Here is a 12,545-nt window from a genome sequence, read left to right on the forward strand (position 1 = left end):
CGCTAGTTCTCTGCACGCTGAATCGAGTAGCTACTTAATTACCAATTGATAATACTAACTTTTTGCCAATTAGTCAACTGGCTTCTTACTTGTAGAAGCCCTTAATCTGCAGGCCATAAGCCTTACCAGCAGTCATATCATACTGGATCGTCTCATAATCTTGAAGCAATTTTTGTTGCTTCTTGGTCAAGTATTTCGGATCAATGACATGACCCTTGCGGTCAATCAGCTCAAAGCCTTTGTCGCCATCAAAGTTAATAGTGATAGCTGGCAGCTTCTTGTGCACCTCTGTCAAGAGAGCTTGATAAGGTGTCACCTTTGAATCAGTCTGCTGCAGCATCATTGCAATGAAATCGCTGGAACTAACAAACTGGTTAGCCTTGCGCGGCAGTCTAGTTTTAGCACCATGGTCGCGGGCATACTTGTTGGAATAAATAAAGTAGCGCGTTGAGTGCATCTGCACTGGGTACTTAGACGTGTAATTTTGCGAAATAATGCTTGGGTAGTGGTCACCATAAAAGACCAGCGTAATTGGTTTCTTGATGCGGTCAATTTGGCCGATAAACTGCTTGACTGCCTTATCGGTGTACTGGGTACCCTTAACATAAGTGGCCATCTGTTCGCGCACTGCAGGTGAAGTAAATAAGTCACCTGAAATTTTGCCCATGTATTCATTATTCGGGTACCAGTTGTTGTAAGGCATGTGGTTCTGAATAGAGATCAAGTTGATAAATTGGCCACCACTACGCTCATTAATTTGCTTAATGCCGTTAGCATAAGTTGTGAAGTCCGAATTGTAGCCACTCTTGCCCAATTTCTTTTGGTCAATAATCTTATACTTCGAACCAGCATAAACAAACTTATCAAATTTGAAGCGGTGGTAGTCCTCACGTCTAGAATAGTAAGTACCAATGAATGGGTGAACAGCTGACTTATAATCAAAGTTCATCCCAATCGTTGGGTAGAAGTCATAGTTAGGCACCACCTGAACATATGGCGTCAAGGTTGACTTAAACAGTCCCATGTTAAGACCAGTCAACGTTTCCCATTCCATATTAGCCGTACCGCCACCATAACCAGCACTGAGCATGTTGCCGTATGAAGAACGCGACTTTATCGACTGGATAAACTTAACCGGATTCGGTACATCCCGATCAAATTTAATTGTCGGGAAGGTATACGGATCAACGAAGCTCTCACTCAGATTAAAGACAATGGTCTGGTCGTGAAGGTCATTCTTGCGGTGCTTGTTAATCCGAGCAGCCACTTTTGCATATTTATTGTTTAATTGCTTAATATTGGATGCGGAATAGCCAGTCGGCTGATCCATAATCTGCAAGTCAATGTAATTTAAGAAGTTGAGCACTGGTCCGTTGACCTGAATGTCCCGTTCAGGATTACGGAAGCGTTGCCTGTTGTCAAAGCCGCGGTTAATATGGTAGATTACACCACCATCGTGGTTAAAGCGCAATGGAGTCATGAAGAGCAGCAAGCTGACCAGGGCCCAGATGCCCCGTCTCTTCCAAGAACCCCTCTTCTTAATTGGAAACTTACGCTCTAAAAAGATGTCCAGAACAATTACCACCACGATTGCAACTAAAATTGCAATCACCGTAGTCTTGCCAACCATGGGCAAAAGCGTCTTCCAGTTAACAATTTCGCTTATTTCGGTTGGATAGATCGGCTCGCCGCGAAGCAGGAGTTTAATCTTGTTGGCAACAGCCCAACCAATGGCAATTAGACTGACCAGCATATTGGACGTCCAATACCGCGTAGTCACAAAGTACAAGATTGAAAATAGCGCGTCCAAAAAGATGGTCGTCAAAATAATTGCAAAGAACTTGGTTCCTAGCAGGTACACGATTGCATTAATCGTAGCAGCCGTGCTGATTTGAATACGTAAATTATCTGACTCAATTAAAAATGAACCAAAACTCAATATGTAGAACCAAGCCCAAGTTAGCAAGTTTACACGGTTAGCAACTACAAACTTAGTAAAGTGCTGCCAAGCTTGCTCACAGATATTAGCCAGATTGGACTCATGGTCTAAGTAATTAATTATGCGCTTAAATGGCTTCACCTTAAACAAGTAGCGCTCAAGCACATAGTTCCAGGCCCAAACAACTATTAACATGACCAGAATCATAATTAATTTGTTAATAGTTGATGAACCTGTAAACCGGAATGAACTCATGAATCGCGGCGAAATCGGCGCATCCATGAACATAATAACGGGAATGAAGAAGCGCATATCTTTCTTGCTGAGGGATACAATCACCCGCTTAAAGAGCAAGAAGATGGCTACAACTAGCAAAAACATGAACGGTGAAGACGGGTTATTCAAAAACTCGCGATTCCAGTCACCGCCACCATTACCAGAAATAATTTGCGACCAGTAAACAGCGTCAAAGCCTGACACGCCAATTACAACGACGAAGAGCGAAATCAAACCGCTAATCAGGGATACCCCTAGCAGCTTGCCACTAATATGCACGTCTGCTAAAAACATGCCCCATGCGAAAAAGAGGATTAAATATAGTCCGTAAAGCGAATATTGGAAGGACAAGTTGCCTGCACTCAAGGCAAAGCCCAAAAGCGTTAACAGCGAAAGCACCAGCAGGTTCTGCTTTGCAGTTAACTTGTGCAGCAGGTCGTAAATGCGCGGCTGAACCAGCAAACTGAAAAACAATCCAGCAAAAAGCACTGAAGTGCTGGTAATAATTGGAAAGAGCATTCCCCAAACACGCCACATGTTAAAGCGACCAGGGACTCTGAAGAAGAATAATACATAGTACACAATCAAGGTGGCCAGTGCCATCAGCCAATACTTGAAGCTCTCGCTCGTACTTTGCTTTTTCTGGCTATAAACAGCCCCAAAAATCATTGGCACTAGCACTAGGGTCGCATTGTGCATCATGTTAGGCAAAAAGCGGATAAATGAATATTGCGCCCTAGATGCAATACCCTTCAAGCTGTACATTTGAACGAGCATGAACAGCGCCGCGACTAACAAACAAATAATTTGAACAGTTCTTGAAATCTTTTTATTTTTATTCATATTTCTAGTATATATCCCCACTAAAAATGATGCCACTTAGTTTTCACTATGGCCTACGTCCAATCTTCCTAATTGAGCACAGCGTTTAATTGCCTATAACAGTCCATAGCAGTATTAATTACCGTAATTCCCACCACTTTCTTGTAAGGATTGGCTTTCATAGTCCTGGTAGATATGATAGTCTTGCGTGTCTGGCTTGGCAAAGTCAAAACCTTGGGCCTTATTTCGCCGGTTTTGATAGGTTTCATTATTATTGACCGGTTCACTTAAAAGCCCAAGTTCAGTGCGCAGAAAATCTGATACTCGCTGTAATTCCCTGGTGGAATGCACCTGGTAAGAAACACCATCAATCATCGCATTGTGTCCGTGAAGGTAGTCACTTTGGACAGTCTTAGTTGCATTACGGTAATTAAAAGCAATCTGCTCCAACGCGCTGAACGGCAAATTAGTTTTTACATTACCAGAAATTGCATTTAAAATCGAGTCTAACTGCGTCAGTGTGTTAATCGAGACCGCCTTTTTAATCAAGGTGGTAATCACTTGGCGCTGGCGCTTTTGGCGACCATAGTCGCCTTTAGGATCATCATAACGCATGCGTGAATAAGCAAGCGCGCCGCCGCCACCCATATGCGTCAGCTGGCCCTTCTTAAAAATATAGCCGCCATATTCAAAGCTAAGCGTTGGTCGAATGTTGATTCCGCCAACGTAGCGAATTAGCCGCATTATCCCCCTCATATTGACCAGGGCATAATACTTAATAGGCATATTAACTAATTTAGCCACGCTCGCCATTGACATTGCAGCACCACCAATTGGGTATGCGGCGTTTATCTTTTCCACTTGGAAATTTTCCGCCCCTACCATCTGGGCCATTGTATCTCGTGGCACTGACATCAAGGTGTACCGCTTTTTTTGTGGATTAACCACGGCAATAATAATTGTATCAGTATTACCGATTTTTTCAGTTCGGTCAAGTGCGCCGGTATCAGTCCCCATTAATAAAACCGCAAACTTCTTCTTGCCGTTAAACTCACCGTTTTTAATGTGGACATAATTATTGCTATCATAGGTGCTTTCAACCGCGTTTTTAGTTCGAAAATAAACATAGGCTGAATAAACAGCTAACGCCACGATGGTAAGAGCAAAAATACTCATTATCCAAGCTAAAAGGCGCTTTTTTTTCTTGTAGTCCCTTGCATGGGCTTCAACCCGACTTTTGCTCGGATGATTATCGTTATGATCCATATTCTTATTTACCAAGTTTATCAATATTAATTACAATGAGCATATTATAACAAAAAAGCAAACCAGCGCCGGTTTGTTCATAACATCTTATTAAAATCGTTAAATTGTTTAACTGAGCGTCAATTTGAGCCCAAACTCATTGCTATCGTCGCTTTGAAGCGTGGTAACATTGGCCTTAGCAAGGATATAATCGCCTGCAATTGCTAAGGCAAAGTTTGAGGAAGACACTTTCAAAACTGTGTCTTCATGTTTTAGCTCTACTTCATTCACATTTTTACTTTTGGACCAATCCGCCAAGATCGGCAAGGTAAATACTAAAGAAAAAGGCATCTCCTTGTGTGAATTATTCTTCAGATAACATTTTATATCAACATTGTTGCCATCTAGACTGTAGGTCAAAATTGCTTCAAAATGGTACGGAAACTTTTTATAGCTTGTTCCGTCATCAATCAAAGCCAAACTAACTCGGGCATCGCCCTTATCGACAACCGTCCACGGTAAGAGTTCGGCCCAGTTTTCACTTTGATCTACACCCGTAAAAGCAACTTTTAACTGCTTTTGCACATCGCCGTCTTTAAAGTAATCAACTTGATTGCTTTGAGATACCAGGTTGACAACCTGCGCATCCTTTTCATCGACAGCTATGCGCAAAACAGAACTTTCAATTGTTTGCATAGCATACTCCAAACTTTCTACTTACTAGAAAATAGCACTTGAATAAGGGTAATGTCAATTCCAGTTCAAATTTCCGCCTCTTTTCAACCGACTTGATTGTAGAGAACATTAGATAAAGATTATATTATAAGTTACTTGGAGGGAACGTGCAAAGGGTTCCTGATTGTGAAAAGCTTGTTAACTAAGGCGGCTGTCATACCGCTTACGTTTTAAGAAATCACTTAAAACATTAGCAAAATTCACTATAATATACTATAATAAGTTTGTTCCCGAGAATTATAAATTTAGTTTTTGGAACAAGTTAATAAAAAGAGCATCCCACTTGTGGGGTGCTTTTTTAGTTATATTTTATAATTGATGCGGTCACGTGATGCTTCTGTCAAATCGGCCGATACTGGCACAACAAAGGAGCCATCTTCAGGCAATTCAATCTCAGTAATTTTACTGGACTTGGGTAACTCTGCTTTATTGTATAATCGGCTTGCGAGGGTGTCAGCTGCCATTTTCATTGATTCGCGCAATCCTTGCCCTTCGGTGATTCCACCTTTAACATCGGGAAAGTTGATTACATATAGATCGTTTTCTAACGGTCGAAAAATAGCGGGATAGGTTACAATTCTATGGTCCATCTACAAACCTCCTTATTGCATTACCACTATTATCATGATATACCAAATCACTTCCAAACAATAAACAATTAGCAAAAAATTATTTTTTAATCTTAAAATTATTTTCAAGAAAAAGAATAGCCGATTTTTAACTAGACAATAAAAAGCGTTGGAGAAGTATCTGCAACGCTTTTTATTGAAACTATCTAGCTTTAATCCTTTTTAAATAGACGCCAACCACTTAAAATTACGGTCACAAGGCAAATTAACAGTGAGATGATGAAGACAACGTGCATGCCGTAAATAAAAATTTCTGGTTGCTTGGGCAGGTAGCCAGTTACTCGGGCACCCTTGGCACTGCTCATAGCAGCAAAGAGCACTGTCGTTGCACTGGAAATACCAATTACCATGCCCAGATTCCGGGATAGCGAGTTGATGCTGCCGGCAATGCCCAAATCTTTTTGCTCAACCGAACCCATAACCAAGGAATTATTAGGTGAACTGAAAATGCCACTGCCTAAACCCATGAGAGCGATGCTGACAATAAATAGCCAGAGCGGTGAATTCAAGTTGCACATCGCATAACCAGCCTGGCTGACTAGCAAAAGCAGAAGGCCAATGAACGTAATCAACTTAGGGCCAATTTTATCAGACAGCGTACCAGCAACAGGTGCGGCAAACAGTTGCACAACAGGCAAGATCATCAGGATAAAGCCAGTTTGCTTTGGCGATAAATGACGTGCATTTTCTAAGTAAAAGGGCGTTACCACATTAAAGAAAAAGTTGGTAATAAAGATTAATAGTGCACACAGCAGGCTGACTGAAAAGTCAGGATTCTTAAAGAGGCTAAAGCGCAATAATGGATTAGCCGTGTGGTTTTCGCCATAGACAAACCACACAAAACTCAGCACGCCCACAAGAATTAGCAGCAAAACTGGCAAAGAAGTGAAGCCTAGTTGCTGGCCCAAGAAGATGCCACCAAACAAGGTAATCATGCCCATGGCAAAGCTGATCGAACCCATGCGATCGAGTGGTGCGCTGGTAAAGGTAATGTCCTTGGGTAGGAAAACTGCGCCAATAATAGCCGCAATGATACCAACTGGAACGTTTAGCCAAAAGATGTAAGACCAAGACAAGTGACTTAGGATGACCCCGCCAAGGCCTGGCCCAGCAATTGATCCCAGAGCTACGAAGGAGCCAATGGTGCCTAGTGCCTTGCCTCGCTCCGTTGTAGGGAAAATCTCGGTAATGATGCCGTTGTTAGTTGCCATCGTCATAGCTGCGCCAAAGGCCTGCAAAGCCCGGGAAGCCAGCAAGAAGACCAAGTTGATCTTGAAGCCAGACAAAAGCGAACCAGCAATAAAGAAAATAGCACCTAACCGAAAAATTTTAATCTTGCCGTGCAAATCGCTCAATTTTCCAAAGAACAAAATGAAGCTGCAGACAATGATCAAATATAGCGAAACCACCAATTCTGACTGGCTCATTGGAATGTGCAGATCGCGACTGATCACGGGCAGTGCGATATTGACAATCGTTCCGTCCAGCGTCGACATAAATGTAAATAATCCAACTGCAACCAATATCCACCAGCGATTTTGCTGGACTTTCGGGTTATTTTGATAACTCATAGTTTGTGTCATATTAACCAAATCCCTTCACTTTTCAAATTAGTTAGGTACCTTAATAGAATAGATTATACACTTTTTAATTTGAATGCCAAGACATAAAACTCATCTTATATTAGCTTAGCAGCAATAGTTTTTGTAAACTGACCCAGTTGTATTACAATTAAGCTAACCAAATTATAGAAAGAAGATCATGACTATGTGGATTATAAGATTAAAATCATTGCTAATCACTAATTAATTTATCTTGAAAAGAGGACTAAATGATCGATAATATCCCTCACAAACTTAAGGCGTATATCGCCGGCGTTAACTTGAATGATCCCAATTTTGATTACTACATGAGTGAACTAGCCAACTTGACTGCTGCTGCCAATATGGAAGTAGTCGGCCAATCCCAGCAAAACGCTGAACAAGTGGTCAGTGCGACCTACTTTGGCTTAGGCAAAGTCAACGAGATTAAGGACATGGCGCGCGGATTAAAGGCCAAGGCACTCGTTTTAAATGACGAACTCACGCCTGTTCAGATTCGCAACTTGGAAAAAATCACCAAGCTGCGCGTGGTAGATAGAACGGAACTAATCCTTGAGATTTTTGCTAGTCGTGCTCGCACCAAACAGGCTAAACTGCAAGTCCAGCTCGCCCGCTTGCAATATGAACTGCCACGCTTGCACCCATCAGAAAACAACTTAGACCAGCAACGTGGCGGTGGCTTTGCCAACCGTGGTGCTGGAGAATCCAAACTAGAATTAAATCGCAGAACTATTGGCAAGCAAATCTCAATTATCAAAAAAGAGCTTAAAACCATTATGAGCCAAGAAGAAATCAAGTCCAAACGGCGCAATCAAAATCACATTCCCAAGGTTGCTCTTGTTGGCTACACCAATGCTGGTAAGTCAACAACCATGAATAGCCTTTTAACAGAATTTTCCGAAGAAGGAGAAGCCAAGCAAGTTTTTGTTAAGAATATGTTGTTTGCCACGCTCGACACTAGCGTGCGTCGCATTGAATTGAGCAATAACTTTAGTTTTATCTTGTCAGACACGGTAGGCTTCATCTCCAAGCTGCCCCACAACCTAATTGAGTCATTTAATGCTACGCTGCAAGAAGTCAAGGATGCGGACCTTTTAATCAATGTCGTGGACGCTTCCGACCCCAACATGATTCAGATGATTCGAACCACGCAAGAGGTCCTGGACGAGATTGGCGTCAAGGGCATCCCGATGATTACAGCTTACAACAAGGCAGACAAGGCAGACCGCAATTATCCGCAAATTGAAGGCGACAGTATCTTGTATGCCGCCACTGATCCGACATCCATTAAGACTCTGGCAGACCTCATCACTAAGCGTGTCTTTGCCAATTACCAAAAGGTGAACCTACTATTGCCAATGTCCGATGGCAAGGCCTTGTCTTACTTGCATGAACATGCTCAAGTAATGAAAGAAGACTACCAAGACGATGGCATTCACGTCACAGTCCGCTTATCGCCAGACAAGCAAGCACAGTTTCAGCGCTATATAGTTTAATTATTGAACAAGAAGCATAAGAAAAACAGTCAATTTGAAGAGCAAGTCGTTCTCTTCTTAATTGACTGTTTATTTTATTGGTATCTTTTTACTAATTAGCCTCTCTTTTGCACTATTCAATTACAAGACGCGCTTGGCAATGCACGGGTAAAAATATGAACTGATTGTCTGAAGAACTACGCCCTGCTCCGGTGTAGCTGCACTAACATACTGATTGTTGCCCACATATATGCCAATGTGGTAAGGTGCATCGGTTGAGCCCCAATACAACAGGTCTCCAGGCTGTAATTGGTTCATCTGAACGGCGGTCCCCACTTTGACTTGGTCAGTTGTTACTCGCGGCAAGTTGACCCCACCAACTTTGTTATAAATATATTGCACAAGGCCAGAACAATCAAAATTATCAGGGCCATTGCCACCCCATACATAGCCCTTGCCAATCTCACTTTTAGCCATGTTCACCACCGCTTGGGCGCGTTGTGCATTATTAGCCGTTACCTTAGCAGCGGTGGTCACTACTGCTGGACTAGGTTTAGCTGCTTTAGCCTTGGTGCTTGCTTTGGATACTGTTGCTCGATCCCGTTCTTTAGGTACTTTGGTCTTAGCTGCTTTTTCTTTCTTGGTCTTTTTGTTTTTTTTGTTGGCTTTGACTGAAGCAATTGCAGCGTCTTCTCGGCTTCTAGCTGCACTGCCGGCCTTCTTTTCATCAAGATCTATCGTATAACGGGCTTCTATCCACTCACTATAGCCGATCTTATACCATAGCTTACCCTTGCGGTCGACAGCCGTCTCAACTACATTCCACTTGCTCTTGTTTTCAGCACGAAAGTTGATTAACTGCCCGCCTTCATAATTTGTCCAAACTTTAACACCCTTGCCAGGCAGGTAATTAATTTGCACACGCTTAATTGGATCTTTGAGTATGGCAGCATTAGCAGCTTTTTGCGGTGAAGTCACAGCAATTCCAGTTAGGGTTAAAGCTGCCGCAAGGCTCATCCTCCAAAAGTTACCCTTCATTAAATTCATTCTCTCCTTGGTAGCATAATAGTAATCATTCTATAATAACTAACTTTATTTTACCCACTTTAAATATTTAATCAAGTTATGCCCGACAGATATTAAAAAAATCACTTAGAAAATTGTTCTAAGTGATTAATTAATAAATCATCATTGATTTTGCGTTAGTCAAGCACGCGCTTGGCAACTGAAGGGTAGAAGTATGAACTTAAACTGTCTTTAACAACGCCTTGGCTAGGAGTAGCAGCATGAACGTACTGGTTATCACCAACAAAAATACCTACGTGGTAAGGCGAAGAAGCTGATCCCCAAAAAAGCAAATCTCCAGGTTGCAGATTTTCCATTGCAACTGGCTTACCCTGCTTAACTTGGCTATAGGTCGTCCGACTAATTTCTTTGCCTGCAGCCTTGCTGTAAACATATTGTGCTAAGCCCGAACAATCAAACCCACTTGGGCCATTACCACCCCATGCATAAGCCTTGCCGACTTCAGCATTTGCCAAGTTGACAATCTTTGCGGCCAGGTTCTTGCTCTTTTTGGCAGGTTTTGCGCCAGCCCCAACATTCCTAGTTGTTGTCGTGTAGCGTGCTTGAATCCACTGGCCTTCACCTATTTGGTACCATGTACGACCCTTGCGGTCAACAGCGCTACTTAAAATATTAACCGTTTTGCCGTGCTTGATTCTTTGACCAGTAAAACTAGGATTTTCGTAATTATCCCAAATATTAATGCCATAGCCTGGCACATAATTAATCTTCACCTTGTTGGTCGCTGCTTCAACATGGGAAGAGGTTAAATTGGTATTAATCGCATTTACGACCCCAACTCCAGTAACAGTTAAGGCTGCTGCCGTAGTAAATTTTACTAAGTCACTCTTAATTTTCAAAATAACTCCCCCTATTGAACTACTAAGATATTAAAGACAATATTTTCATTTCTACTTCCATCACGCCCGTCATTTTACTCGTAAAGTATTACAAAACGATTACATTAATGATACTGGTACGTAAAAAAGCCCTTCAACAGCTATTGGCTCTAAAGGGACATGAAATTTTATTATTTAATTTATAGTCTAAGAAAGTTTGGTTAAAAAAAAAGAAAAGTTTTATTCCAGCACGCGTTTTGCTGCTGAAGGATAAAAGTAGGAGCTGATTGTTTGTTGTCGTACTCCTTGAGAAGGAGTAGCAGCATGGACGAACTCATTATTGCCTACGTAAATGCCAACGTGATTAGGAGAAGTAGCTGATCCCCAAAAGAGCAGGTCACCCTTCTTCAACTTCTTCAGTGAAACTTTCTTGCCGTGCGTTACTTGAGTATAAGTTGTGCGTGGTAAGACGGTTTCGCCAGCTTTTTTATAAACGTATTGCACTAACCCAGAGCAATCAAATGCAGATGGACCACTTGCTCCATATACATAACCCTTGCCCACCTGCTTTTTAGCAAGCTTAGCAACTGCATTACACTTCTTAGTCACTGAACTAGCGCTAACTTCATCGATTGTGGCAGCGTTAGCAACACCCGTTGTAACGGTCCCAATACAAAACAAAGCAATAACTGCAATTAACCTGGTTAATCTACGTTTATGTCCCAAAATCAATCTCTCTTTTCCAACAAATCTTCCTTATTTTTCTTGACATGCAATTTGCTAATTGCAAATCTCCTACTCGACAACATATATACTACTAATCCAATGTTACACATTCGTGTCAATCGAGCTACAAAACGATAAGAAATTAATTTAGGAAAAATTTCAAGCAGGATTTACCTGGCTGACAAGCTCTGCACGATGGCATCGAGCCGCTGTTTTGTTTTGGACCAATTGTCATTGACTAAGACATGGGCATCATCTTGCAAACTGCGGGGTAAAAGATTCCGTTCACTACCACTGAGTCGCTCCTGAATTTTTTCCCATTCATCCCCGCGTTTAAGCAAACGGTCCACTAATTCTTTTTTTGTGCTTGCAGTGACGTATAAAAAGTACACTTGGTCTTTAAGCGTGTTAATATAGGAAGCAGCACCTTTAATATCAACAATTAGCGAAACTAAGTCATGCTTGGCCCAGGCTTCGTTTAATGCTTCTTGGCTTGAACCATACTGGTAGGACCCATAGCTAACATGTTCAAAAAAGTGCAGCTGCTTAAAACTGGCATCAGTTTCGAAGTGGTAGGACTTTTGGGGGTCTTCTTCCGCCCGAATAGGTCTGGTTGTGTGTGTCAATACGCGGGGAATATCATATTTTCGGGTCAAATAATCTGAAATTGTCGTCTTGCCCGCACCACTTGGGCCAGCAATTAATATTAATTTTTGCAAAATCCAGGCTCCCTTTACTTGAAAACAGTTGACTTTTATAATAATATCTTTCTATTATAATTAAACACGGGTAAGAGAGGAAGTAAAACTCATTATGAAAAAAACAGACGTTAAAATAGATAGCATTGTCAGTGCGCAGTCTGAAGAAGAACTTACCAAGCCTTTTATAGGCAAGATAGAGAAGATTTACGAAAATTCTGCCCTGTTAAAGATCATTGACTTCGATCCAGCCGATGAAACGGCAGTCGGCGACCTTAACAAAAAAATTGTCGTTAACTTCAAGAACTTGAAGAGTGCGCCTAAGCGCAAGATCAAGGAAATTGAAGAATTGGCTGAAAGCGACGTGCGGATTGAAAAGATCAAAAAAGCTGATGAGGCAGCCAAAAAGGCCGCAGACGAGGAAGCCCCAAAAAACAAATAAGAAAGTTTTAGCTAAAAAGCAGCGATTTCATCCCGCTGCTCTTTTTTTTTGCC

At 41.8% G+C, this 12,545-nt stretch carries 11 protein-coding genes; 2 read left to right on the forward strand and 9 right to left on the reverse strand.

The annotated features are described in order from the left end of the window. Positions 1 to 85: 85 nt before the first annotated feature. The 5 genes from AC2JF7_RS00210 to AC2JF7_RS00230 all read right to left on the reverse strand — a co-directional run bounded on the left by AC2JF7_RS00210 (position 86) and on the right by AC2JF7_RS00230 (position 7,217). Entirely contained in the window at positions 86 to 3,058 is a 2,973-nt protein-coding gene (locus AC2JF7_RS00210) for an LTA synthase family protein (RefSeq protein WP_500725921.1), read from the reverse strand. 114 nt (positions 3,059 to 3,172) lie between these two features. Beyond that, entirely contained in the window at positions 3,173 to 4,303 is a 1,131-nt protein-coding gene (locus AC2JF7_RS00215; RefSeq protein WP_500725923.1) for an LCP family glycopolymer transferase, read from the reverse strand. Positions 4,304 to 4,411: 108 nt separating this feature from the next. Next, positions 4,412 to 4,978: an aldose epimerase family protein gene (locus AC2JF7_RS00220; protein WP_500725925.1), complete on the reverse strand. Its 567-nt coding sequence runs from the start codon at positions 4,976 to 4,978 to the stop codon at positions 4,412 to 4,414. 341 nt (positions 4,979 to 5,319) lie between these two features. Beyond that, positions 5,320 to 5,607: a type II toxin-antitoxin system HicB family antitoxin gene (locus AC2JF7_RS00225; protein ID WP_500725927.1), complete on the reverse strand. Its 288-nt coding sequence runs from the start codon at positions 5,605 to 5,607 to the stop codon at positions 5,320 to 5,322. A gap of 191 nt (positions 5,608 to 5,798) precedes the next feature. Then, positions 5,799 to 7,217, reverse strand: coding sequence for an MFS transporter (locus tag AC2JF7_RS00230; RefSeq protein ID WP_500725929.1), 1,419 nt, complete (start codon positions 7,215 to 7,217; stop codon positions 5,799 to 5,801). Between the two features lie 260 nt (positions 7,218 to 7,477). Here AC2JF7_RS00230 and hflX point away from each other — a divergent pair, with 260 nt between their 5' ends. Next, positions 7,478 to 8,743 carry a GTPase HflX gene (gene hflX, locus AC2JF7_RS00235; RefSeq protein WP_500725931.1) on the forward strand — a complete coding sequence of 422 codons (1,266 nt, stop codon included), beginning with the start codon at positions 7,478 to 7,480 and terminating at the stop codon, positions 8,741 to 8,743. A gap of 120 nt (positions 8,744 to 8,863) precedes the next feature. Here the strand turns inward: hflX and AC2JF7_RS00240 are convergent, their stop codons facing one another. The 4 genes from AC2JF7_RS00240 to AC2JF7_RS00255 all read right to left on the reverse strand — a co-directional run bounded on the left by AC2JF7_RS00240 (position 8,864) and on the right by AC2JF7_RS00255 (position 12,071). Further along, positions 8,864 to 9,760 (reverse strand): C40 family peptidase, encoded by an 897-nt coding sequence (locus AC2JF7_RS00240; protein ID WP_500726368.1) that lies wholly within the window; start codon positions 9,758 to 9,760, stop codon positions 8,864 to 8,866. A gap of 164 nt (positions 9,761 to 9,924) precedes the next feature. Then, entirely contained in the window at positions 9,925 to 10,647 is a 723-nt protein-coding gene (locus AC2JF7_RS00245; protein WP_500725933.1) for a C40 family peptidase, read from the reverse strand. Positions 10,648 to 10,866: 219 nt separating this feature from the next. After that, positions 10,867 to 11,298 (reverse strand): C40 family peptidase, encoded by a 432-nt coding sequence (locus tag AC2JF7_RS00250; RefSeq protein ID WP_500726370.1) that lies wholly within the window; start codon positions 11,296 to 11,298, stop codon positions 10,867 to 10,869. Positions 11,299 to 11,522: 224 nt separating this feature from the next. Beyond that, positions 11,523 to 12,071, reverse strand: a complete 549-nt coding sequence (locus tag AC2JF7_RS00255; protein ID WP_500725935.1) for a guanylate kinase — start codon at positions 12,069 to 12,071, stop codon at positions 11,523 to 11,525. 94 nt (positions 12,072 to 12,165) lie between these two features. On the opposite strand from AC2JF7_RS00255, the gene AC2JF7_RS00260 reads away from it, so the two are divergent. Then, positions 12,166 to 12,492, forward strand: coding sequence for a DUF2187 domain-containing protein (locus tag AC2JF7_RS00260; protein WP_500725937.1), 327 nt, complete (start codon positions 12,166 to 12,168; stop codon positions 12,490 to 12,492). The last annotated feature ends 53 nt before the right edge of the window (positions 12,493 to 12,545 follow it).

The organism is Lactobacillus sp. XV31L (assembly GCF_059900865.1).